Below are 22845 nucleotides of genomic sequence, written 5' to 3'. Positions count from 1 at the left end.
CGGGGGCGCATCGACCGGCGGTGCCGGCTCGGGGGCGGGCGCCGGAGCAGGTGCCGGGGCCGGCGCGGGCGCAGGTGTCGGCACCGGATCGGCGTAGGAGATCGCACTCGGCAGAGCGATGGCCGCAGCCGCCGCACCTGCCACAGCGGCAGTCAGGGATTTCGGAAGTCGTTTGCGGGCACTTGTCCGCGCATCCGGGTGTCGCATGGGGACGAAAATACAGTGTTACCGGCGTGACGCAAGTGCGAGTTGCGGCTATTTGTCCCACGAGTTGCTTAGCTCGGCGCCGTCATCTCGTCAGACCACGGCGATATCGTCCGGTTGCTGGAGTGCCGCACCACCGCGGCCAGGGCTCGGACCGGCCGGGCGTGCCGTCATGCCGGCCTGATCGCCACGTCGCGCGGCGCCACGCAGAAGTAGACCTGCTCCCCCGGAATGAGCCGGAGCCCGGCCGCGGTCTCCGCACTGAGGTCTGCCGCAAGCCCGCCGCCGGCGTCGTCGGTCGCCTCGGCGCGCACTCGGATGACCGGCCCCCGATGATCCAGTTCCGCGACCCCCACCGCGACGACGTTGACGTCGTCGTCCGGCTTGTCCCGGCGCACCGACACGGCGGCGGGCGCGAACACCGCGATCACCGGACGATCGGGCGTCACGTCCGGCCCGCAGGTACCGCGCCAGGTGTGTCCTGCGGCCAGCACCGACCCGCCGTCGGCGCCGATGCGCCCGCTGATCAGATTCACCCCCGCGAACCGCGCACCGAACGCGGTGCGCGGCGCGGTCAGCACGTCCGCGACGGTTCCCGACTCGGCGATGCGTCCGCCCTCGATGACCACCACCCGATCGGCCAGCGTGACGACGTCGAGCAGGTCGTGGCTGACCAGCACCGAACTGCGGCCGCCGGCGCCGAGCACGCCACGCAGCAGTCGGCGCATCGCGGATGCCGCGGCCACGTCGAGTCCGGACAGCGGCTCGTCGAGCAGCAGCACGTCGGGTTCGGCCGCCAGGGCCCGAGCCAGGGCAACGCGCTGCGCCTGGCCGCCGGACAGTTGTCCCGGCCGACGGTCCGCCAGGTCACCGGCACCGACCTCGCTCAGCCAGTGCTCCGCAGTCCGTCGCGCCTCGGTACGCAGGCCACGACGACGCTGGTGCCGGGCCCGCGGCCCGAACGCCACGTTGGCCCCGACCGTCAGGTGTGGGAAGAGCGCCGGGTCCTGCAGCAACAGTCCGACCCGCCGGTTGTGCACCGCCACGTGCCGGCCCGACGCGCTGTCGGTCAGCCGGTGCGCTCCGACCGTCACCGTACCGGTGTCCGGCCGCAGCAGACCGGCGATCACATGCAGCACACTCGACTTGCCCGCGCCATTGGGCCCGATGACGGCCACCACCTCACCGGCGGCGACGGTGAACTCCACATCGATGCCGCGCGCCGCCACGACGGCGCGCACCGACACCCCGCCCGTCACTGCCGGCCCTCCGCCTCGAACGGCCAGCGACCGAACCGGGCGCCGCCCATCGCGAGCACCACGACGGCCGCGACCACGACCAGCACCAGCGACAACGCCACCGCGGCATCCGCGTCGGCCTCACGCTGCAGGTAGATCTCCAGCGGCAGCGTCCGCGTCACCCCCTCGCGGGAACCCGCGAACGTCAGCGTCGCACCGAACTCGCCCAGCGACCGCGCGAACGCCAGCACCGAGCCCGACACCAGGCCGGGCGCCAGCATCGGCAACGTGACCCGACGCCACACCGTCGTCGGGCGGGCACCCAGCGTGGCGGCGACAGCCTCGTACTGCGACCCGGCCGTGCGGGCCGCACCTTCGAGGGCGATCACCAGGAACGGCAGCGAGACGAACGTCTGCGCCAGCACGACCGCCGTCGTCGAGAACGCGATGTGCACACCGGCGGCGTCCAGGTACTTACCGATCAGACCCAGCCGGCCGAAGGCATACAGCAGCGCGATACCGCCGACGACCGGCGGCAACACCAGCGGCAACAGGATCAGCGGGCGGGTCCAGCGCACCGCGCGGGACCGGCTCCGCGCCAGCACCAGCGCCATCGGCACGCCCAGCACCACACAGAGCAGGGTGCTGGCGGCGGCGGTCTTGAGACTCAGGACCAGCGCGGTGACCGACGATTCGCTGCTGATCAGGTCGAGGAACCGGGACCAGTCGACCTTCGCGGCGACGGCGATCAGCGGCAGGACGACGAACAGCGCACCGAGTACCGCGGGGAGGTAGATCCAGCGCGGCAGTCCGGGGTTCAAGGTTTCGCGAATCCGAACTGGGTCAGGGTCTGCCGCCCCACGTCACCGGTCACGAGGTCGACGAACCGCTGCGCGGCCGCCGTGTCCGCCGACGACTTCAGCACCGCGATCGGGTAGATGTTCACCGCCGACGCCGCCTGCGGGAAGTCGACCTTGGCAACCTTGTCACCAGCCGACTGCGCGTCGGTCTGGTAGACGACACCGGCGTCGGCCTGCCCGGTGGTGACCTTGTTGAGCACATCGGTGACGGACGTCTCCTCGCTGACGGGCTTCAGCTCCACGCCGGCGATCTTCTCGACCTTGCGGGTGGCCGTGCCGCACGGCACCTGGGCGGCGCACACCACGACGTTCAACCCGGGCCGAGCCAGATCGCCGAAGTTGCCCAGCTGCTTCGGATTACCCGGCCGCGTCACGATGACGAGCGTGTTGGAGGCGAAGTTCGCCGGAGTGTGGGCCAGCAGACCGGCCTTGGCCGCCTTGGTCATGTTGTTGGCGTCGGCCGAGGCGAAGACGTCGGCCTTGGCGCCCTGCGTCAGCTGCTCGACCAACGACGACGAGCCCGCGAAGTTGAACTGGACGTCCGCGCCGGGATTGTCCTTCTTGTAGCGGTCGGCGAGGGCGGTGAACGCGCCCTTCAGCGATGCCGCCGCGTAGACGTTGACAACCGGGCCCGACTGCTTCGAACCCGAATCACACGCGGAGAGCGCGGTCACACTCCCCAGCAGGACCAATACCGCCACGGCACGCATCAACTTGCGCATGAGCCACATTGGCAGAACCCTAGGGCGGTTTCCTCCGCGTGGCGAGTTTCGTCAGCTAGCTACTGTCCAGTAACATGGCGGCAACCGCGTTCAGCGCTGCACACGAGGAGGCCCTGCTCATGGACGTTCTGGTCACCGGAGGCGACACCGATCTCGGCCGCGTCATCGCAGAAGGATTCCGCGACGCCGGGCACAACGTCGTCATCGCCGGAGCCCGCCGCGATGAGCTCGAGGTTGCCGCCAAGGAACTCGAAGTCGAGTCGATCGTGCTGGACAACACCGACGGCGCCGCGCTCGAGAAGATGCGCGACAAGCTGCCGCAGCACCTCGACACCATCATCAACGTCCCGGCTCCGGCCTGGTCCGCGGGCGACCCGCGCACCTACACGCTGGCCGAGCGCGCCACCGTGTGGCGCAACACGCTCGACTCCGCGCTGCTGTCGGCGGTGCTGACCGTCCAGATCCTCGGCGACCAGATGCGCTCGGGCGGCGCCATCGTCACCGTCGTGCCGGAATGCCCCAAGGACGGCACCGCAGACGCCGCGATCAAGGCAGCCGTGTCCAACTGGACCGCCGGCCAGGCCGAGCACTTCGGCATCCGCGGCATCACCATCAACGTCGTCGCCGCCGGCCGCGGCTCCGAGGCGGGCTACGACGGTATCGACGCCGGCAACGCGACGGTCGGGTCCGAGCTGACCAAGCTCGCCCTGTTCCTCACCACCCCGGCCGCTCGCCACATCACCGGCGAGACGCTGCACGTGAGCGCCGGCGCGCTCGCCACCTTCGCCTGATCTCAGGATTTATTCCCGTTTCGCCCGGGCTTCGCGCCCGGCGAAAACCGGGACGGCGCACGGCGGTTGGTGACTAGGGTCGAATCGTGACGATTCGACTCGGTCTTCAGATCCCCAATTTCTCCTACGGCACCGGTGTCGGTGAGCTGTTCCCGACCGTCATCGCCCAGGCCCAGGAAGCCGAGGCCGCCGGCTTCGACTCCGTCTTCGTGATGGACCACTTCTATCAGCTGCCCATGCTGGGCACTCCCGACCAGCCGATGCTGGAGGCCTACACCGCGCTCGGCGGACTGGCCACCGCCACCCGGAATGTGCAACTGGGCACCCTGGTCACCGGCAACACCTACCGGAACCCGACACTGCTCGCCAAGGCCATCACGACCCTCGACGTGATGAGCCAGGGCCGGGCGATCCTCGGCGTGGGTACCGGCTGGTTCGAACTCGAGCATGACCAGCTGGGCTTCGACTTCGGCACCTTCACCGACCGGTTCAACCGCCTCGACGAGTCGCTGCAAATCGTGCTGCCCATGCTCAAGGGCGAGCGCCCGACATTCAGCGGGAAGTACTACCGCACCGTCGAGGCCATGGCGAATCCTCGCTTCCGCGACCACATTCCGCTGCTGATCGGCGGTAGCGGCGAGAAGAAGACCATTCCGCTGGCGGCCCAGCACTTCGACCACCTCAACGTCATTGCCGGCTTCGACGAGTTGGCACGCAAGGTCGAGGTGGTGCGGGAGGCGTGCGAGAAGATCGACCGCGACCCGGCCACGCTCGAGACGAGCATGCTCGTCACCGCCTTCATCGACGACAACGCGACGTCGGACCTGGTCCCGGCCCAGATGAGCCAGCGCATGGTCGCCGGCAGCGCCGAGAATGTCGCCGAACAGTTGAAGGCGAAGGTCTTCGACGCGGGCATCGGCGGCGTCATCATCAACATTCCGACCAGCGTGACCGGATACGTGCCCGGTGTCATCACCGCCCTCGGAGCAGCCCTGAAGGAGGCCATCGACGCCTGAGCCGGAGCCGGTGGGGCATCTCACTGCATTGATCGATTCAGCTGCGACTAGCCTGTATATGTAAACAGTCTTGTAGTAGGTCGAGGAGCCCCTCAACATGGTCCACCCCGGAGCTACGGCAACGGATCGCCACAAAGTCGTCATCATCGGTTCGGGCTTCGGCGGCCTGTCCAGTGCCAAAGCCCTCAAGCACGCTGATGTCGACATCAAGCTGATCGCCCGTACCACCCACCACCTGTTCCAGCCGCTGCTGTACCAGGTGGCCACGGGCATCATCTCCGAAGGTGAGATCGCCCCACCGACCCGGCTGATCCTGCGCAAGCAGCAGAACGCCCAGGTGCTGCTCGGCGATGTGACCCACATCGACCTGGAGAACCAGACCGTCGACTCGATCCTGCTGGGGCACACCTACAGCACGCCGTACGACAGCCTGATCATCGCCGCCGGCGCCGGTCAGTCGTACTTCGGCAACGACCACTTCGCCGAGTGGGCGCCCGGCATGAAGACCATCGACGACGCACTCGAGCTGCGCGGCCGCATCCTGGGTGCGTTCGAGCAGGCCGAGCGGTCCAGCGACCCGGAGCGCCGCAAGAAGCTGCTGACCTTCGTGGTCGTCGGCGCCGGCCCGACCGGTGTGGAGATGGCCGGTCAGATCCAGGAGCTGTCCGACCAGACGCTCAAGGGCAGCTTCCGGCACATCGACCCGACCGAGGCCAAGGTCATCCTGCTCGACGCGGCACCCGCGGTGCTGCCGCCCATGGGCGAGAAGCTGGGCCTCAAGGCCAAGAACCAGCTCGAGAAGATGGGCGTGGAGATTCAGCTCAACGCCATGGTGACCGACGTCGACCGCAACGGCATCACCGTCAAGGACAAGGACGGCACCATCCGGCGCATCGAGTCGGCATGCAAGGTGTGGTCGGCCGGTGTGCAGGCCAGCCCGCTCGGCCGCGACCTGGCCAACCAATCCGAGACCGAAATCGACCGGGCCGGCCGCGTCAAGGTGAACCCCGATCTGTCGATCCCGGGCCACCCCAACGTGTTCGTCGTCGGCGACATGGCGTTCGTCGACGGCGTCCCGGGCATGGCGCAGGGCGCAATCCAGGGCGGCAAGCACGTCGCTGCCATCCTCAAGAACGAGGCCAAGGCCCGTGCGCACGGCACCAAACCCAAGCCGCGCGAACCGTTCTCGTACTTCGACAAGGGCTCGATGGCCACGGTCTCCAAGTGGAACGCCGTCGCCCAGATTCCGCTCGGCGGGCAGTCCAAGCTCGAATTCGGCGGCTTCATCGCCTGGCTGGCCTGGCTGGGTCTGCACCTGATCTACCTGGTGGGCTTCAAGACCAAGATCGCCACACTGCTGTCGTGGACGGTGACGTTCTTGAGCCGCCAGCGCGGTCAGCTGACCATCACCGAGCAGCAGGCCTACGCCAGAACCAGGATCGGCGAACTCGAGGAGATCGTGCAGGCCACGGTCGATCCGGAGGTTGTCGCCTCCTAAAGGCGGGCACCCTGCCAAGCCGACAGACAACCACCGTCGGCCAAGGCCATGACCACGTGATCTCGGCGTGATTCGTATCGTTCAGCGGTACGAATCACGCCGAAATCGCTTTCCGGGTAACGAAATTCGCTGACATAGGCGCGCGGGGCGGCGATCTCGTCGTCGCTCACCGCACCGGCACCCAGCTCCACGCGGTGCCGCACCAGCGGCAGCCCGTCGCGATCGACGTGCAGCGAGCCCGACCAGAAACCATGCTCCTCGCCGGTGCGGCCGATCTGCACCCGCTCGCGCACCCGGACCCGGCCCGCGCCGGCAATCTGCAGCCGCGTCGTCGCCTCATGGCTGCTGCCGCCCGCGATGACCGTCGGCTCCGGATCGATGTCGAGTTCCCCGGCAACATCGAGGTCCCAACCCGAGCGGGACTGCGTCGTCGTCGCCGCGGGCAGCACCATCATGGCCGCGACGCTGCGCACCCGCAGCCGGGCGCCGGCCTCCACGACCACGCGCACCGCGATGGTGTCACCACCCAAAGGCGTTGCGGCCGTGGACACCAGGTGGACGGCGTCCGGGGCGGTACGCCGCGCGGCCACACCGCCGACGCACTCGATGCGCGGGCCGCGGCCGGGCGCAGCGACGATCAGAACCTGGGTATGCATCAATCAGGCGTTCGTGACTCCCGCACCGGCCAACTGCTCACGTACCCACGCCTGCACCGCCGCTGCCGTCGGATCCTCGGTGAGCGAGATCAGCACGGTGGGACGGTCATCGCGCACCTTGGCGGCGTCGCGCCGCATGACGTCCAGGTCGGCGCCGACCATCGGGGCGAGGTCAGTCTTGTTGACCACCAACAGATCCGAGAATGTGACGCCCGGCCCGCCCTTGCGCGGCACCTTGTCGCCGCCGGCCACATCGACGACGAAGATCTGCACATCGATCAGGCCCGAGGAGAACGTCGCGGTCAGGTTGTCGCCGCCGGACTCGACCAGGATCAGGTCGAGCTTGTCGTTGGTCTCGATGAGATCGTCGATGGCGTCGAGGTTGGCGGTGATGTCGTCGCGGATCGCGGTGTGCGGGCAGCCGCCCGTCTGCACCGCGGCGATCCGCTCGTCGGGCAGCACGGCGTGCCGGCGCAGGAAGTCGGCGTCCTCGGTGGTGTAGATGTCGTTGGTCAGCACGGCCAGTGACAGTTCGTCGCGCAGTTGGCGGCACAGCGCCGCGACGAGTGCGGTCTTGCCGGAGCCGACAGGGCCGCCGACCCCGATGCGCAGCGGCTCACCGGGTTTGCGCTCACGCTTGGGCCGGTCGTGGTGATGGTGCGGCTGACCGTCGATGAAATGTGGTGGCATGGTGGACCTTTCGGTTCAGGAGGCGAACAGGGGGCGGTCGCGGCCGGCGTGTCGTTGGGCCAGGACATCGAGCAGTGGATCGGACAGGTCGGCAATGCCTTTCGACGCTTCGGCGGCGGTGGCGTCGCACAGCGCCGACAGCTCGAAGGTCAGCGCCGCGACGTCAGCGGGGTCCAGCGCCAGCAGGCGTTGCGCCGCCGTCGCCGAACCCGTCATGGTGGTGTAAACGACTGTGGCACAGGTCTGTTCGGGGGCAAGGCCACTGACCCGGCCGACCACACCCGAAGCCACCGCCAGGTGCGGCCGCGAACCGACGAGCTCCCAAACCGGGCCCTCCCCCGTCGCTTCGCTCGCCCCGGCATCAGGCCAGACGCGGCGCGCCAGCCGCAGCAGTCCCCGCCCCTGCGCCCGGGATGCCAACCGGGCCGCGGGCGCCGGTGTGCGCGCATCGGTTTCGCGATCGGCCGCCACCGGGTCGAGCCCAGCGTGGACCGCGGCCGCGATGGAGGCGGTGACCAGTCCGTGCGTGCGGATCCGCCGGCGCAGATAGGCCCGCAACGTCACCACGTCCGCGACCAGACCGCTGGTGACGGCTTCCTCGACGCCACCGGAATGCACGTGCCCGCCGGTCGGCAGCCGCGAATCCGCCAGTGCCAGCAGGGTGGCCAAGCCGCCATCCATCAGAACAGGAAGTATCTCTGCGCCATCGGCAACTCGGTGGCGGGCTGTTCCTGCCAGACCTCGCCGTCGATGCGCACCGTGAAGGTGTCGGGATCGACGCGGATGTCGGGCATGGCGTCGTTGAGCGGCAGGTCGGCCTTGCCGCGCCCACGGACGTTCTTGACCGGAACGAGCCTGCGGCGCAGGCCGAGTCGCGCCGCGAGGTCGTCTTCGATGGCGGTGGGTGAGACGAAGTGCACGGCCAGGCCGGCCGCCACCGTCGGGTGGGCGCCGAACATCGGCCGCGGCAGGACGGGTTGCGGCGTCGGGATCGAGGCGTTGGCGTCGCCCATCGCCGCCCAGGCGATCGCGCCACCCTTGAGCACCAGATGTGGCCGCACCCCGAAGAACGCGGGCTCCCAGAGCACCAGGTCGGCGAGCTTGCCGACCTCGATGGAGCCGAGCTCGTGGTCGATGCCGTGGGTCACGGCGGGACAGATGGTGTACTTCGCCACGTACCGCCGGACCCGGTTGTTGTCCGCCGGACCATCACCGGGCAGCGGGCCCCGGCGCTTCTTCATCACGTGCGCGGTCTGCCAGGTGCGCATGACCACCTCACCGATGCGGCCCATGGCCTGGCTGTCGCTGCCGATCATCGAGATGGCACCGATGTCGTGCAGCAGGTCCTCGGCGGCGATGGTCGACGGCCGGATCCGGCTCTCGGCGAACGCCAGATCCTCGGGGACCGCGGCGTTGAGGTGATGGCACACCATCAGCATGTCGAGGTGTTCGTCGAGAGTGTTGACGGTGTGCGGCCGGGTCGGGTTGGTCGAACTCGGCATCACATTCGGGTGGCTGGCCACCGTGATGATGTCGGGTGCATGGCCGCCGCCGGCGCCTTCGGTGTGGTACGCGTGGATGGCCCGGCCGGCGATGGCCGCCAGGGTGTCCTCGACGAAACCCATCTCGTTGAGCGTGTCCGAGTGCAGGGCTACCTGCACGTCGGCCTCCTCCGCCACCCGCAGGCACGCGTCGATGGCGGCCGGGGTGGTGCCCCAGTCTTCGTGCAGCTTGAAACCGGCTGCGCCACCGCGCAATTGCTCCCACATGGACGCCGGATTGATGGTGTTGCCCTTGCCGAGCAACAGGATGTTCATCGGCCAGCCGTCCAGGGCCTGCAGCATGCGGCCCAGGTGCCAGGCGCCGGGCGTGACGGTGGTGGCCTTGCTGCCCTCGGCAGGCCCGGTACCGCCGCCGATCAGGGTGGTGATGCCGCCGCCGATCGCCTCCTCCATCAGCTGCGGACAGATGAAGTGGACGTGACAGTCGATGCCGCCGGCGGTGAGAATCCGGCCGTTGCCGGCGATGATCTCGGTGGACGGCCCCACCACCAGGCCGGGGTGCACACCGGACATGATGTCGGGGTTACCGGCCTTGCCGATCGCTACGATCCGACCGTCCCGAATGCCGACGTCGGCTTTGATGATTCCCCAGTGGTCGATGATGACCGCACCGGTGATCACGGTGTCCGGCGCGCCGTCGGCGCGGGTCGCCCGGGCCTGACCCATCGACTCGCGAAGCACCTTGCCGCCGCCGAAGACCGCCTCGTCGCCGGACAGCCCGGGACCGCCGCTGAGGTCCTCGGTGATCTCGATCAGAAGGTCGGTGTCCGCCAACCGGATCCGGTCGCCCTTGGTCGGCCCGAACAGCGCCGCATACCGGGCGCGAGAGAGGGAACTCATGGGGCACCCAGCTTTCCGGGCGGAGTCAGCGACAGCCCATACACTTCGCGCGTCCCGCCCAACGGAACCAATGAAACCGTCTGGGCCACACCGGGTTCGAACCTGATCGCGGTGCCCGCCGGCACGTCGAGCCGGTGCCCGTGGGCCGCGGTGCGGTCGAACTCCAATGCCGAGTTGGCCTGCGGGAAGTGCACGTGGCTGCCGACCTGCACCGGCCGGTCACCGGTGTTGACCACCTCGAGGGTCAGCCGCTGCGCGCCCGCGTTGAACTCGACATCACCGTCGCCGTAAAGGATTTCGCCAGGAATCATCGTCGACCGTCCTCAGGCAATCGGGTAGTGGACGGTGACCAGCTTGGTGCCATCCGGGAAGGTGGCCTCGACCTGCACGTCGGGCAGCATCTCGGGAACCCCGTCCATGACGTCGGCGCGAGTCAGCACTTCCCGGCCGCTGACCATCAGCTCGGCAACCGTCCGCCCGTCGCGGGCGCCCTCCAGGAGGTGATCGGTGATCACCGCGACCGCCTCGGGATGATTCAGGCGCAACCCTCGTGCCTGCCGTCGACGGGCCAGTTCGGCGGCGTACGAGATCAGCAGGCGTTCTTGCTCGTGCGGCGTCAAACGCATAAGGGGCGATATTGCCACGGCACGCCGGGAATGGCATGTCGGGCGGCTGTTTTCAGCCCTCGAGATTCTGCAGCCGCACCTGACCCCGCGCCACCGTCCGGTCGTCCTCGTCGGTGATGGTGACCAGCCACAGCTGCTGCCGGCGGCCGCGGTGGATCGGGGTCGACGTGGCGGTGACGGTCCCGGTCTTGAGCGCGCGCAGGAAGTCGGTGTTGTTGTTGACACCCACGACGGTGCCGCCGCCATGCTCGGCGAGCCACACGTGGCCCGACACGCTGGCCACACTCTCGACGACGGCGCAGTGGATGCCGCCGTGCACGATTCCCCAGGGCTGCAACAGCTTGTCCGTGATCGTCAATTGGGCCCGCGTGCGGTCCGGGGTGACCTCCAGATAGGTCAGTCCGATTACAGAGTCAAAGCCCTTGCCGAGATCCTCAGGCACAGATGTCGTCACGACTAGGTGTCTACACCACCGAGGCGAGCAGGCCCCGCACCAGTGGTGCGGGGCCTGCTCTTCGAATGGACCGGGAATCACTGCAGCCCTCAGGATTCCGGCGCGGTCCGGTGGTCTTTCGACTCTTGAATAGTAGGCAAGGCTTGCCTAATTAGCAAGCCTTTGCCAGGTGGCTACGGCCGAGTCCCCTAACCGGCGCACCGAACCCGACAAGGGTGTCCAGCACGGCCTGCGCCCGCCGCATGCCGTCGGCCTCACCCACGCCGGCGAGCAGCGGCACCTGGGTCGCCGTACCGATCACGGCCGAACCGACGATCTGCCACATTCCCGGTACCGCCAGCACGCCGCCGCTGATCTCGAAGAGCTTCGCAAAAAGCGGAGTCAGTGCCCGGTGGCAGCGATGCGCCAGCCACGTCGCCAGCGCCTCCTCCCCCGGGAAGGCGACCACGCCGTCCCCGAACACCGGATCACGGGGCAGCACCCGCAGCGTGGGGTCCGCCACACCGACCCAGTCGATGCCACCCTCCGAGTCGATGTGGACCCACAGGTTCTCCAGGCCCGGATCCCAGGCCCGCCCTTCGAGCATGAGCAGCGGCACCACCCGGCCGATGACGACGTGCGCCAGCATCGCGGCCACCTGGTGGGCGGCCACCGAATCACTGCCGGTGTCGGCCACCGCGACGTCGAACATCGCCTGCAGACGGTCGCCGGTCACCGCTTCGGCGAGCGGCCACCAGCGGCGGCGCGAGATGTCGTCCATGACGGCCACGCCGTAGACCCTGGGATCGGTCGGACACAACTCGCGCAGGCGCCGACTCGACTCGTGCAACGGGAGCATCCGGCGAATGTTCATCGTGGCGATCAAGGGGTCGGTCACTGCGGCGGTCATGTGCACGTCCTTAAGTTAGGTTAGCCTTACTATAGTGACGACCCACGAGATGTAAACCGCTGTGACGGGACTCACAAACAGCGAGAAAACAGCCCTGACCGGGAACCACGCCGCGAGGCCGCGGCGTTGGGGAGAACATCCGAAATGGATACGACGCACGGTAGTAAATGCGTAGTACCCTGAAAACACTGCCGAAAGAGTGAAATAGGACATGGCGAAATTGACGCGACTGGGCGAGCTGGAGCGCGAGGTGATGGACCACCTCTGGTCCTCCCGCGAGCCGCAAACCGTGCGTCAGGTGCATGAAGCCCTCGCGGAGCGCCGGGACCTGGCCTACACCACGATCATGACGGTGCTGCAGCGCCTGGCGAAGAAGAACCTGGTCGTCCAACACCGCGACGACCGCGCGCACCGCTACGCGCCGAACCACGGACGCGACGAACTCGTCGCCGGCCTGATGGTCGACGCCCTCGACCAGGCCGCGGACTCCGGTAGCCGGGTCGCGGCGCTGGTTCATTTCGTCGAACGCGTCGGTGTCGACGAGGCCGACGCCCTGCGGCGGGCCCTCGACGAGCTGGAAGCCAAGCACCGAATCCCGCCGGCGACTGGCAATTCCGGCACCGCCTGAGAGACACTTAGCGCGTGTCCGCCCTGGCCTTCTCCTTCGTAGCGCTGTTGCTGGTCGGGCCGGTACCCGCCGTGCTGGCGCGCGCTTCGTGGCCACAGCGGGCCCCCCGGGCCGCCATCGTGCTGTGGCAGTCCATCGCCATCGCCGCCGTGCTGTCCGCCTTCAGCGCCGGTATCGCCGTCGCCAGCAGGCTTTTCGCCCCGGGCCCTGACGGAAGGCCGACAACCACCGCCACCAGCGAGATCAGCGCCATGGGCTGGCCGCTGTGGATCACCCACGTCGCGGTCTTCGCGCTGACGCTCGTCGTCGGCGCCCGCCTGGCCATCGCCTTCGCCCAGGTCGCCATCGCGACGCGACGCCGACGCGCGCACCACCGCATGATCGTCGACCTGCTCGACTGCTCGCGGAACACCGCGCCCGCACCGCAGGCCCGGCACCTGATCGGCCATGGCCTGCGCATTCTCGACGTCCAACAGCCGCTGGCCTACTGTCTGCCCGGCGTCCGCAGTCGCGTGGTGCTCAGCGAAGGCGCACTCAAGCACCTGCAGGACAGCGAGATCGCCGCCATCCTCAGCCACGAACACGCACACCTGCGCGCCCGGCACGACCTGGTGCTGGAGATGTTCATCGCGGTGCACGCCGCCTTCCCGCGCTTCGTCCGCAGCGCCAGTGCCCTCGACGCGGTGCGGTTGCTGATCGAACTGCTCGCCGATGACGCCGCCGTCCGCGCGACGGGCCCGACACCACTGGCCCGGGCCCTCGTGGCCTGTGCCTCCGCCCGCGCGCCCAAGGGCGCCCTCGCCGCCGGCGGCCCCACGACCGTCCTGCGCGTGCAGCGCCTTGCCGGTGAACCCAACAGCTCCTGGCTGGCCGCGGCCGCCTACCTGGCCGCCGCCGCCGTCCTCGTCGTCCCGACCGTCGCAGTGGCCGTGCCCTGGCTCACTGAATTGCACCGGTTGTTCTTCTCGTAGACTTTGCGACTGGCACCATCAGCATCGGTGCCGGAGACGGCGTGCCGCCCCACGGCGGTACCCGTAGCCGGCCCGAAAGACTGTGCGCCACAACCAAACAACGAAAGGGCCAGCCGTGAGCTCGTCGGGAAACCCGGAATCAACCACCGCTACCGCCCAGATCGGTGTCACCGGCCTGGCCGTCATGGGCTCCAATCTCGCGCGTAACTTCGCGCGCCACGGCTACACCGTCGCGCTGCACAACCGCTCCGTCGCCAAGACCGACGCGCTGCTGGCCGAGCACGGCGCGGAAGGCAAGTTCGTGCGCAGCGAGACCATCGCCGAATTCCTGGACGCGTTGGAGAAACCGCGCCGCGTGATCATCATGGTCAAGGCCGGCGATCCGACCGACGCCGTGATCAACGAACTCGCCGACGCCATGGAGCCCGGCGACATCATCATCGACGGCGGCAACGCGCTGTACACCGACACCATCCGCCGCGAGAAGGCCATCCGCGAGCGCGGCCTGCACTTCGTCGGCGCCGGCATCTCCGGCGGCGAGGAGGGCGCCCTCAACGGCCCGTCGATCATGCCGGGTGGACCCGCCGAGTCGTACGTCTCGCTCGGGCCGCTTTTGGAGGAGATCTCCGCGCACGTCGACGGCGTGCCGTGCTGCACGCACATCGGTCCCGACGGCGCCGGCCACTTCGTGAAGATGGTGCACAACGGCATCGAGTACTCCGACATGCAGCTGATCGGCGAGGCCTACCAGCTGCTGCGCGACGGCCTGGGCATGGCGGCCGGGCAGATCGCCGACGTGTTCGCCGAGTGGAACAAGGGCGACCTGGACAGCTACCTGATCGAGATCACCGCCGAGGTGCTCAAGCAGGTCGACGCGAAGACCGGCAGGCCGCTGGTCGACGTCATCGTCGACGAGGCCGAGCAGAAGGGCACCGGCCGCTGGACCGTCAAGTCCGCGCTGGACCTCGGGATCCCCATCACCGGAATCGCCGAGGCCGTGTTCGCCCGCGCCTTGTCGGGCTCGGTGCCGCAGCGCCGCGCCACCGTCGGCCTGGCGTCCGGCCACCTCGGTGAGAAGCCCAGCGACGCCACGAAGTTCATCGAGGACGTGCGGCAGGCGCTGTACGCATCGAAGATCGTCGCCTACGCGCAGGGCTTCAACCAGATCGAGGCCGGCAGCGCCGAGTACGGCTGGGACGTCAAGCCCGGTGATCTGGCCACCATCTGGCGTGGCGGCTGCATCATCCGCGCCAAGTTCCTGAACCGGATCAAGGAAGCGTTCGACGCCGAACCGGAACTCGCCACCCTGCTCGCGGCGCCGTACTTCCGCACCGCGGTCGAGTCGGGCATCGACAGCTGGCGCCGCGTCGTCGTGACGGCCACCGAGCTCGGCATCCCGATCCCGGGCTTCGCATCGTCGCTGTCCTACTACGACGCGCTGCGCACCGAACGGCTGCCCGCCGCGCTCACGCAGGGTCTGCGCGACTTCTTCGGCGCCCACACCTACGGCCGCACCGACGCGCCCGAGGGCAAGAAGTTCCACACCCTGTGGAGCGGCGACCGCACCGAGGTCGAGGCGTAGGTCTCTCTCTCGGCATTGTCGGGCGGGGCCATTAGGCTGAGGGCGTGCAGTTTCTCGACGGTCACCACCCTCCGTACGACCTGACCTACAACGACGTCTTCGTCGTGCCGGGTCGGTCGGACCTGATCTCCCGCTTCGACGTCGACCTGGCCACGACCGACGGCACCGGCACCACCATCCCCATCGTGGTCGCCAACATGACGGCGGTCGCCGGCCGCCGCATGGCCGAGACGGTGGCGCGCCGCGGCGGCATCGTGGTGCTGCCGCAGGACCTGCCCATCGATGCCGTGCGCAGCACCGTCGACTTCGTCAAGAGCCGCGATCTGGTGGTCGACACCCCCGTGGTCCTCGGCCCCGACGACGCCGTCTCCGACGCGCTGGCACTGCTGCACAAGCGGGCCCACGGCGCGACGGTGGTGGTCGAAGACGGCCGCCCGCTCGGCCTGGTCACCGAGGCCGGCTGCGCCGGCGTGGACCGGTTCGCGCGGGTCCGGGACGTCGCCACCACCGATTTCGTCTCCGCACCGGCCGGCACCGAGCCCCGCAAGGTATTCGACCTGCTGGAGCACTCCCCGACCGGTGTCGCCGTTCTGACGGGCGCCGACGGTGCGCTCGCCGGTGTGCTGACCCGCACCGGCGCCATCCGCACCGGCATCTACACCCCCGCGGTCGACGCACAGGGCCGGCTCCGGATCGCGGCCGCAGTCGGCATCAACGGTGACGTCGCCGCCAAGGCGCGTGCGCTGGCCGAGGCCGGGGTGGACGTCCTGGTCGTCGACACCGCGCACGGGCACCAGTCCAAGATGCTCGACGCGCTGTCCGCGGTTGCCGCGCTGGACCTCGGCCTGCCCTTGGCCGCGGGCAACGTGGTCTCCGCCGCGGGCACCCGCGACCTGATCAACGCGGGCGCGTCCATCGTCAAGGTCGGCGTCGGCCCGGGCGCCATGTGCACCACCCGGATGATGACCGGCGTGGGCCGGCCGCAGTTCTCGGCCGTGGTCGAATGTGCCGCGGCGGCAAAGGAACTCGGTGGCCACGTGTGGGCCGACGGCGGGGTCCGGCACCCGCGCGATGTGGCACTCGCCCTCGCTGCGGGCGCCTCGAACGTGATGATCGGCTCGTGGTTCGCCGGCACGTACGAGTCCCCGGGTGATCTGCTGATCGACCGTGAGGGCCGCCTCTACAAAGAGAGCTTCGGCATGGCCTCCAAGCGCGCGGTGGCCGCCCGCACCGCGGGCGACGGCGCGTTCGACAGGGCCCGCAAGGCCCTGTTCGAGGAGGGCATCTCGTCGTCGAAGATGGCGCTGGACCCGGTGCGCGGCGGCGTGGAGGACCTGCTCGACCACATCACCTCCGGCGTCCGCAGTACCTGCACCTACGTCGGCGCGGCAAACCTGGCCGAGCTGCACGAGAAAGTGGTGCTCGGGGTGCAGTCGGCCGCGGGCTTTGCCGAGGGACACCCGCTGCCCACCGGTTGGTGAGCAGGTCCGACGGGGCCGACCAGCTACCATTGCCGTACAGCCGGCCATCGCAATAGGCGTCGGTCGGCCGTCGATATCGATTCAGCGAAAGGGAGCACGTGCCGCAGGCACCGGTTGGGGTGTTGGCCGCCCCGAGCCAGGCGGGAGCGTGCCAGGTGCATCAAGCGCTCCCGGAGCTGGGCCTCGATTCAATCGACGCCGAACCTCCCAGTAGCGAGCCGGGCCGTCAGCCCGGCGCCCCGAGCGGTGGTGCCCGGTGACCACTGCGCTGACCATCGCAAGCCTGGCCGCGTTCATCCTGCTCACCGTCGGGACGGCGGTCTTCGTCGCGGCCGAGTTCTCGCTGACGGCGCTGGAACGCAGCACCGTGGAGGCCAATGCCCGCGACGGCGGCCGGCGCGACCGGATCGTCCGTGACGCCCACCGCAATCTGTCGTTCCAGTTGTCCGGTGCGCAGATCGGCATCTCGATCACCACACTGATCACCGGTTTTCTGGCCGAGCCCGTGGTGGCGCGGCTGCTGCGCGGCCCGTTGCACGCCGTCGGACTGCCCGAGAAGTTCGCCGACCCGCTGGCCCTGACGCTGGCCCTGCTGATCGCGACGTCGGTCTCGATGGTGTTCGGCGAGCTGGTGCCCAAGAACCTCGCCGTGGCCAAGCCGGTGCCGACGGCCCGCGCCACCGTGCCGCTGCAGTGGTTCTTCTCCCTGGTCTTCTCCCCCGTGATCAAGCTGACCAACGGCACCGCCAACTGGGTGCTGCGCCGGCTCGGGGTCGAGCCCGCCGAGGAACTCCGCTCGGCGCGGTCTGCGCAGGAACTCCTGGCGCTGGTGCGCAATTCGGCCGAGAGCGGGTCACTCGATCCGCAGACCGCCGAATTGATCGACCGCTCACTGCAATTCGGCGGTCGCACCGCCGAGGAGCTGATGACACCGCGCTCCATGATCGAGTCACTGGAGGTCACCGACACCGCCGCCGACCTGATCGAGACGGCCATCCGCACGGGGTTCTCCCGCTTCCCGATCGTCGCCGGCGACCTCGACGAGACCGTCGGCATCGTGCACGTCAAACAGATCTTCGCGATCCCCGCCGAGTTGCGGGCCAGCACCCGTCTGGCCCAGCTGGCGCGCCCCGTCCCGACGGTGCCGTCGACCCTCGACGGTGACGCGGTGATGACGCAGATCCGCGCCAACGGCGTCCAGACCGCCCTCGTGGTCGACGAATACGGCGGCACCGCCGGCATGGTCACCGTCGAGGACCTCATCGAGGAGATCGTCGGCGACGTCCGCGACGAACACGACGACGCCACCCCCGACGTCGTCGAGGTGCGCGACGGCTGGCTGGTCTCGGGTCTCATGCGCATCGACGAGGTCGACACCGAGACGCCGTTCCGCGCGCCCGAGGGCGACTACGAAACCATCGGCGGCCTGGTGCTCGAGAAACTCGGCCACATTCCGGACGTCGGCGACACCGTCGTGCTGACCGAATTCGACCCGGACAATCCGGAGCTGGACCCGGTCCGCTGGAAGGCGACGGTGATCCGGATGGACGGCCGGCGCATCGACCAGGTCGAGCTCACCGAACTGGGCGCCGACGAGTCGGGAGCCGGCGATGAATGACGTCCTCGGGATTCTGCTGACCATGGTGCTGCTGGGCGCCAACGCGTTCTTCGTCGGCTCCGAGTTCGCGCTGATCTCGGCCCGCCGCGACCGGCTGCAGGCCCTGGCCGAACAGGGCAAGCGCAGTGCCGTCACCGTGCTGCGGGCCGGAGAGCGGCTGTCGATGATGCTGGCCGGCGCTCAGCTCGGCATCACCATCTGCTCGATCCTGCTGGGCCGCATCGGCGAACCGGCCGTCGCGCATCTGCTCGAGGAACCCTTCGATGCCGTCGGCGTGCCCGAAACGGTGCTGCACACCGTCGCGTTCGCCGTCTCCCTGGCCATCGTGGTGACCACACACGTGCTGCTCGGCGAGATGGTGCCGAAGAACATCGCGATCGCCGGGCCCGAGAAGGCCGCGATGCTGCTGATCCCGCCGTACCTGGTCTACATGAGCATGGCCCGGCCGTTCGTCATCTTCTACAACTGGTGCGCCAACAGCACGCTGCGGCTGCTCGGGGTGGAGCCGAAGGACGAACTGGACGTCACCGTGTCCTCCGTGGAACTGTCCGAGATGCTGACCGAGTCACTGTCGGAGGGGCTGCTCGACGCCGAGGAGCACGTCCGGCTCAAGCGCGCGCTGGACATCCGCACCCGCACGGTCAAGGACGTCGCCATACCGCTGCAGGACATCCGCGCGGTGCCGATCGCCGGGGCCGGTACCGGTCCCACGGTAGGTGCGGTGGCCCAGGCGTTGCGGGAGACCGGTTACTCCCGGTTCCCGGTCACCGACGGGCACAGTGCCTATCTCGGCTACCTGCACATCAAGGACGTGCTGCCGTGCATGGACGACAACGACGCGGTCCTGGACCGGTCCATGGTGCGCCCGCTGCCCATGGTGGCCTCGACGCTGCCGGTGGCCGATGCGCTGTCCTGGTTGCGCCGCAACAACAGTCACCTGTCCCTGGTCACCACCGACGGCTACGTCACCGCGATGGTGGCACTCGAGGATCTGGTGGAGGACCTGGTCGGCGTGGTGCGTGACGGCACCCACCGTGTCTGAGACGGCGTGCGTGCCGTTGCAGGTCCTGGACGAAGCCGACTGGGTCCCGCGCGAACAGCGCTACCTGGGGCGGGTCGACGCCTTCCTGGCGCCGCACGAGCAGCGGATGCGGGCCGGCCGGCCGCATCCGGTGTGGGACTTCCTGTTCACCTACTACAGCCTCAAACCCCGGCACCTGCGGCGCTGGCATCCGGGTTTCGGCCGCGCGTTGACCGGAGCGGACACTCGGCGGTTCACCGACCGGGCCGGCTATGGCCATCGCGGTGACGCCGTGACCGTCACGGCCGACTACCTCGCCGGACGACGGGAGACCGTCGCGTTCGTCGCCGACCTGTTGGCTGCGACGGCGGCCCGCCCGGCCCGGCTGAACTGTTTCGGCCTGCACGAATGGGCCATGGTGTACCGCGCTCCCGAGGTGCGCCATGCCCAGGTGCCGTTGCGCCTGAGCTCCTCGGACACCGATGCCGTGGTCGAGTCGATGCCGTTGCGGTGCACCCATTTCGACGCCTTCCGGTTCTTCACCGAGGACGCCGTGCCGCGCAACGCAGATGCCCTGACCCGACACGCCCAGGCGGCCACCGAGCAGCCGGGCTGTGTGCACGCAAATATGGACTTGTACAAATGGAGTTACAAGCTCGGACCTTTGCTGGAGTCGAATCTGTTGATGGATTGCCTTGACCTCGCCGCGGACGCCCGCGTCCTCGACATGCAGGCCAGCCCGTACGACCTCAGTGATTTCGGCATCGAGCCCATCACCATCGAGGACCCCGCGGGCCGCGCCGAGTACGTCCGCCGCCAGCAGGACATCGCCAATCTCGCTGTGCCGCTGCGTAATTCACTATTGACCGAGTGCCGGAAGCTGCTCGGGTACGCGAGCGCCGGGGACAGGCCGTGACAGCCCGGACGGCGCTGCGGGCCTGCGCCGCGATTCTGACCGCCGTGGTGACCGTCACCGGCTGCTCGCACGATTCGTCCGACGACGGCAAGCGCCGCAGCGGGCAGGTGTTGCCGGCCGATTACGGCGGCACCGGCCCGGGCACCCTGGTCGCGGCGACGCCGCTGAACACCGTCGACCCGAAACTGGCCGAGCTCACCGCGATCTCCGCGCGCATCACCTACATCTCCACATCGGGAATCAACGACAGCCACCCCAAAGTGACGGGCACCGTTTTCGTGCCCCACGGCAATGCGCCGGCCGGCGGCTGGCGGATCATCGCGCTCGCCAACCCCGGCAGCGGCATCCAGGCCGAGTGCGCACCGTCCTCGTCGCACGGCCTGCTCGGACTGGTCCCCACCGTGCGGGCGATGGTCGCCGGCGGATATCTGGTGGCGATCACCGACTACCAGGGCCTCGGGCTCGACGAGACCTATCACCCGTACCTCGACTCGACGACCGAGGGTTTCAACCTCATCGACCTGGTTCGCGCCACCCGCAAGCTGGTGCCTGCGGCATCGACCAACTGGGTCGCCGTGGGCACCGGGCAGGGCGGTCAGGCCGCGTGGGCGGCCGCCGAACTGGCCACCGACTACGGCGGCGGCCTGCGTCCCCAGGGTGCCGTCGCGCTGGCTCCGACCGCGGCACTCGAATGGCTGGCCGACGCCTCCGCGGCGGGGAACCTGAGCCACGAACAGCAGCTCATGCTGCAGCAGTACCTCGCCATGATGCCGTCGGCCTACCCCGGCTTCCCGCTCGACGACTACCGCCGCGGTCCGGCCCGCGAACATTGGGACATGCTGTCCTCCTGCCGGGGCTCGACGCTCGCCGACAGGGCCAAGGTGCTGGCGGCACTGGGTCCGCACGACATCGGTCCGACAACGCCGGCCGCCACCGAGGCGCTTCGCGGTTATCTGCTCAAGTCGACGTTGCCACAGGCGCCGGCCTCGGCGCCGATGTTTGTCGCTGCCGGACCGCCCGATGGACTGGTGCCGCCCGACCAGACCGCAGCCGCCGTGAGAAAAGGCTGCGACATGGGTGACGTGATCGACTACGTCGATCAGGCCGACGGCGCCGATCCGTTGAAGTGGATCACCGACCGCTTCAACGGGGTGCCCGCCCCGAACACCTGCACCGGTACCGGCACGGCCGATGGCGGGAACGACGGGGACAACCCGTGAACATCGGACTGCTCGACGGCTGGCTGCCCACCGTGATCCAGGTCGTGACCGCGCTGGCGCTCATCGTCGCCGTCGGCCGGCGCTCGCCACGCTGGCTGCGCCTCTGGCTTCCCGTGGCGCTCGGCACCGGCATCGTCCTGGCGCTGGGCTGCAGCTGGTTCATCTCCGACCAGGGCCTGGCGGGCGGGCCGGCCCCGGTGTCGCTGTGGGTGTGGATCGCGCTGACCGGCGTGGCACTCGTGGTGGCCATCGCGGGTTGGCCGGGCCTGCACTGGTGGCGCCGGGCCGTGGCCGTCGCGGTGGTGCCGCTGTGTGCGGTGTGCGCGGGTCTGGCGGTGAACACCTGGACGGGTTACCTGCCGACCGTCGAGGCGCTGTGGCAGCGGGCGACGGGGGCCGAGCTCAGCGGCGAGGTCAATCTCGACACCGCACTGGCCATGCGCCGCAGCGGCACGGTGCCGCACCGCGGGGTCCTGGTTTCGGTGCAGATTCCGACCACCGCGTCGGGTTTCCGCAGCCGTCCGGAGCTGGTCTACCTGCCGCCGGCCTGGTTCGCCCATGACGCCCCCCAGCTCCCGGCGGTGGTCATGGTGGGCGGGGAGTTCGGCTGGCCCGCGGACTGGCCCACGGCCGGCGGCGCCCAGCGCACCGCCGACGAATTCGCGGCCGCGCACGGCGGCAACGCACCGATCCTGGTGTTCGTGGACACCAGCGGCCAGTTCAGCAACGACACCGAATGCGTCAACGGGCCGCGCGGCATGGCCGCCGATCACCTCACCAAAGATGTTGTGCCTTATGTGACTTCGACGTTCTCGGTGAACCCCGATCCGTCCCGCTGGGGCATCGTCGGCTGGTCGGCCGGGGGCACGTGTGCGGTGATGACCACGGTGATGCACCCGGAGTTGTTCCAGACCTTCGTCGACATGGACGGACAGGTCGGGCCCAACGCCGGTTCCAAGCCGCAGACCATCGCGCGCCTCTTCGGCGGTGACGCGGCCGCGTTCGCCCGTTTCGATCCGGCGACCGTGGTCCGCAAGCACGGGCCGTACACCGGCATCGCAGGCTGGTTCGCGGTGTCCGAGAACGGACCGGTCACCCATGAGCCGGCCAAGGCGGGCCCGATGCCGGACATCGCACCGCCGGACAACCCCGAGAGCCACACCGCCGTCGCGACCTACATGTGCGCCATGGTCAGTGCCGCCGGCATCGAGTGCTCGGTGGTGCCGCACGGGGGCGACCACACGTTCCCCAGTGCCGCAGAGGTATTCGAGAAAGCCCTGCCATGGTTGGCCGGACGGCTGTTCACTCCCGGTGTGCCGGCGACCAGTTTGCCGGGCGCCACGGCGAACTGACGGTGTGCCC

General features: G+C 69.1%; 24 protein-coding genes. 12 read left to right on the top strand and 12 right to left on the bottom strand.

The features are described from left to right. The 4 genes from EB75_RS28980 to modA all read right to left on the bottom strand — a co-directional run. Positions 1-207, bottom strand: a 207-nt coding sequence (locus EB75_RS28980; RefSeq protein WP_217267723.1) for an APA family fibronectin-binding glycoprotein, incomplete at its 3' end; no start/stop codon positions are given. 167 nt (positions 208-374) lie between these two features. Next, complete coding sequence (locus EB75_RS22655; RefSeq protein ID WP_073697508.1) at positions 375-1463, bottom strand: sulfate/molybdate ABC transporter ATP-binding protein; 1089 nt, start codon at positions 1461-1463, stop codon at positions 375-377. After that, positions 1460-2263 (bottom strand): ABC transporter permease, encoded by an 804-nt coding sequence (locus EB75_RS22650; RefSeq protein ID WP_142239767.1) that lies wholly within the window; start codon positions 2261-2263, stop codon positions 1460-1462. Before EB75_RS22650 ends, EB75_RS22655 begins: the two co-directional genes overlap by 4 nt. Further along, positions 2260-3033 carry a molybdate ABC transporter substrate-binding protein gene (gene modA / locus EB75_RS22645; protein WP_073697506.1) on the bottom strand — a complete coding sequence of 258 codons (774 nt, stop codon included), beginning with the start codon at positions 3031-3033 and terminating at the stop codon, positions 2260-2262. Before modA ends, EB75_RS22650 begins: the two co-directional genes overlap by 4 nt. A gap of 110 nt (positions 3034-3143) precedes the next feature. Between modA and EB75_RS22640 the strand changes: the two genes are divergently transcribed. The 3 genes from EB75_RS22640 (at position 3144) to EB75_RS22630 (ending at position 6329) form a co-directional block, all read left to right on the top strand. After that, entirely contained in the window at positions 3144-3815 is a 672-nt protein-coding gene (locus EB75_RS22640; RefSeq protein ID WP_073697521.1) for an SDR family oxidoreductase, read from the top strand. 86 nt (positions 3816-3901) lie between these two features. Next, on the top strand, positions 3902-4831 hold the full coding sequence (locus EB75_RS22635; RefSeq protein ID WP_073697505.1) for an LLM class F420-dependent oxidoreductase: 930 nt from the start codon (positions 3902-3904) through the stop codon (positions 4829-4831). A gap of 97 nt (positions 4832-4928) precedes the next feature. Then, entirely contained in the window at positions 4929-6329 is a 1401-nt protein-coding gene (locus tag EB75_RS22630) for an NAD(P)/FAD-dependent oxidoreductase (RefSeq protein WP_073697504.1), read from the top strand. Here EB75_RS22630 and EB75_RS22625 read toward each other — a convergent pair. From EB75_RS22625 to EB75_RS22590, 8 genes are all read right to left on the bottom strand, one after another. Then, positions 6326-6985 carry an urease accessory protein UreD gene (locus EB75_RS22625; RefSeq protein WP_073697503.1) on the bottom strand — a complete coding sequence of 220 codons (660 nt, stop codon included), beginning with the start codon at positions 6983-6985 and terminating at the stop codon, positions 6326-6328. The two genes, EB75_RS22630 and EB75_RS22625, sit on opposite strands and share 4 nt — an antisense overlap. Before the next feature lie 3 nt (positions 6986-6988). After that, positions 6989-7675 carry an urease accessory protein UreG gene (gene ureG / locus EB75_RS22620; RefSeq protein ID WP_073697502.1) on the bottom strand — a complete coding sequence of 229 codons (687 nt, stop codon included), beginning with the start codon at positions 7673-7675 and terminating at the stop codon, positions 6989-6991. Positions 7676-7690: 15 nt separating this feature from the next. Next, positions 7691-8356, bottom strand: a complete 666-nt coding sequence (locus EB75_RS22615; RefSeq protein ID WP_073697501.1) for an urease accessory protein UreF — start codon at positions 8354-8356, stop codon at positions 7691-7693. After that, complete coding sequence (locus tag EB75_RS22610) at positions 8356-10077, bottom strand: urease subunit alpha (protein ID WP_073697500.1); 1722 nt, start codon at positions 10075-10077, stop codon at positions 8356-8358. The genes EB75_RS22615 and EB75_RS22610 overlap by 1 nt, the downstream gene beginning before the upstream one ends. Further along, the gene (locus tag EB75_RS22605) at positions 10074-10388 is read right to left on the bottom strand and encodes an urease subunit beta (protein ID WP_073697499.1); all 315 of its coding nucleotides are present in this window, start codon (positions 10386-10388) and stop codon (positions 10074-10076) included. Before EB75_RS22605 ends, EB75_RS22610 begins: the two co-directional genes overlap by 4 nt. Before the next feature lie 12 nt (positions 10389-10400). Then, positions 10401-10703 (bottom strand): urease subunit gamma, encoded by a 303-nt coding sequence (locus tag EB75_RS22600; RefSeq protein ID WP_073697498.1) that lies wholly within the window; start codon positions 10701-10703, stop codon positions 10401-10403. 52 nt (positions 10704-10755) lie between these two features. Next, positions 10756-11157 carry a PaaI family thioesterase gene (locus EB75_RS22595; RefSeq protein WP_073697497.1) on the bottom strand — a complete coding sequence of 134 codons (402 nt, stop codon included), beginning with the start codon at positions 11155-11157 and terminating at the stop codon, positions 10756-10758. A 151-nt stretch (positions 11158-11308) separates the two neighbouring features. Beyond that, on the bottom strand, positions 11309-12046 hold the full coding sequence (locus EB75_RS22590) for an iron reductase (RefSeq protein ID WP_073697520.1): 738 nt from the start codon (positions 12044-12046) through the stop codon (positions 11309-11311). Positions 12047-12257: 211 nt separating this feature from the next. Between EB75_RS22590 and EB75_RS22585 the strand changes: the two genes are divergently transcribed. The 9 genes from EB75_RS22585 to EB75_RS22545 all read left to right on the top strand — a co-directional run bounded on the left by EB75_RS22585 (position 12258) and on the right by EB75_RS22545 (position 22835). Beyond that, positions 12258-12674, top strand: coding sequence for a BlaI/MecI/CopY family transcriptional regulator (locus tag EB75_RS22585; protein ID WP_073697496.1), 417 nt, complete (start codon positions 12258-12260; stop codon positions 12672-12674). 14 nt (positions 12675-12688) lie between these two features. Beyond that, complete coding sequence (locus EB75_RS22580; protein ID WP_073697495.1) at positions 12689-13645, top strand: M56 family metallopeptidase; 957 nt, start codon at positions 12689-12691, stop codon at positions 13643-13645. A gap of 115 nt (positions 13646-13760) precedes the next feature. Beyond that, a complete protein-coding gene (gene gnd / locus EB75_RS22575; RefSeq protein ID WP_073697494.1) occupies positions 13761-15227 on the top strand; it encodes an NADP-dependent phosphogluconate dehydrogenase in 1467 nt (488 codons plus the stop codon). Between the two features lie 44 nt (positions 15228-15271). Beyond that, positions 15272-16708 (top strand): GuaB1 family IMP dehydrogenase-related protein, encoded by a 1437-nt coding sequence (locus tag EB75_RS22570; RefSeq protein ID WP_073697493.1) that lies wholly within the window; start codon positions 15272-15274, stop codon positions 16706-16708. A 256-nt stretch (positions 16709-16964) separates the two neighbouring features. Then, positions 16965-18326: a hemolysin family protein gene (locus EB75_RS22565; RefSeq protein ID WP_073697492.1), complete on the top strand. Its 1362-nt coding sequence runs from the start codon at positions 16965-16967 to the stop codon at positions 18324-18326. Continuing rightward, on the top strand, positions 18319-19368 hold the full coding sequence (locus tag EB75_RS22560; protein WP_073697491.1) for a hemolysin family protein: 1050 nt from the start codon (positions 18319-18321) through the stop codon (positions 19366-19368). Before EB75_RS22565 ends, EB75_RS22560 begins: the two co-directional genes overlap by 8 nt. After that, the gene (locus EB75_RS22555) at positions 19346-20263 is read left to right on the top strand and encodes a 3-methyladenine DNA glycosylase (protein ID WP_073697490.1); all 918 of its coding nucleotides are present in this window, start codon (positions 19346-19348) and stop codon (positions 20261-20263) included. The genes EB75_RS22560 and EB75_RS22555 overlap by 23 nt, the downstream gene beginning before the upstream one ends. Continuing rightward, complete coding sequence (locus EB75_RS22550) at positions 20260-21483, top strand: lipase family protein (protein ID WP_142239766.1); 1224 nt, start codon at positions 20260-20262, stop codon at positions 21481-21483. Before EB75_RS22555 ends, EB75_RS22550 begins: the two co-directional genes overlap by 4 nt. Beyond that, positions 21480-22835, top strand: a complete 1356-nt coding sequence (locus tag EB75_RS22545) for an alpha/beta hydrolase (RefSeq protein WP_083612509.1) — start codon at positions 21480-21482, stop codon at positions 22833-22835. The genes EB75_RS22550 and EB75_RS22545 overlap by 4 nt, the downstream gene beginning before the upstream one ends. The last annotated feature ends 10 nt before the right edge of the window (positions 22836-22845 follow it).

The organism is Mycobacterium sp. ST-F2 (genome assembly GCF_001905655.1).
In the GTDB taxonomy this organism is placed as follows: Bacteria; Actinomycetota; Actinomycetes; order Mycobacteriales; family Mycobacteriaceae; genus Mycobacterium.
This window is presented reverse-complemented; position numbering and strand designations above follow the sequence as displayed.

Bases quoted from the DNA above. Each gene is read 5' to 3' on its own strand.
- modA (WP_073697506.1), bottom strand. From the start codon at position 3,033: ATGTGGCTCATGCGCAAGTTGATGCGTGCCGTGGCGGTATTGGTCCTG.
- EB75_RS22640 (WP_073697521.1), top strand. From the start codon at position 3,144: ATGGACGTTCTGGTCACCGGAGGCGACACCGATCTCGGCCGCGTCATC.
- EB75_RS22630 (WP_073697504.1), top strand. From the start codon at position 4,929: ATGGTCCACCCCGGAGCTACGGCAACGGATCGCCACAAAGTCGTCATC.
- EB75_RS22625 (WP_073697503.1), bottom strand. From the start codon at position 6,985: ATGCATACCCAGGTTCTGATCGTCGCTGCGCCCGGCCGCGGCCCGCGC.
- ureG (WP_073697502.1), bottom strand. From the start codon at position 7,675: ATGCCACCACATTTCATCGACGGTCAGCCGCACCATCACCACGACCGG.
- EB75_RS22615 (WP_073697501.1), bottom strand. From the start codon at position 8,356: ATGGATGGCGGCTTGGCCACCCTGCTGGCACTGGCGGATTCGCGGCTG.
- EB75_RS22610 (WP_073697500.1), bottom strand. From the start codon at position 10,077: ATGAGTTCCCTCTCTCGCGCCCGGTATGCGGCGCTGTTCGGGCCGACC.
- EB75_RS22605 (WP_073697499.1), bottom strand. From the start codon at position 10,388: ATGATTCCTGGCGAAATCCTTTACGGCGACGGTGATGTCGAGTTCAAC.
- EB75_RS22600 (WP_073697498.1), bottom strand. From the start codon at position 10,703: ATGCGTTTGACGCCGCACGAGCAAGAACGCCTGCTGATCTCGTACGCC.
- EB75_RS22590 (WP_073697520.1), bottom strand. From the start codon at position 12,046: ATGACCGCCGCAGTGACCGACCCCTTGATCGCCACGATGAACATTCGC.
- EB75_RS22585 (WP_073697496.1), top strand. From the start codon at position 12,258: ATGGCGAAATTGACGCGACTGGGCGAGCTGGAGCGCGAGGTGATGGAC.
- EB75_RS22560 (WP_073697491.1), top strand. From the start codon at position 18,319: ATGAATGACGTCCTCGGGATTCTGCTGACCATGGTGCTGCTGGGCGCC.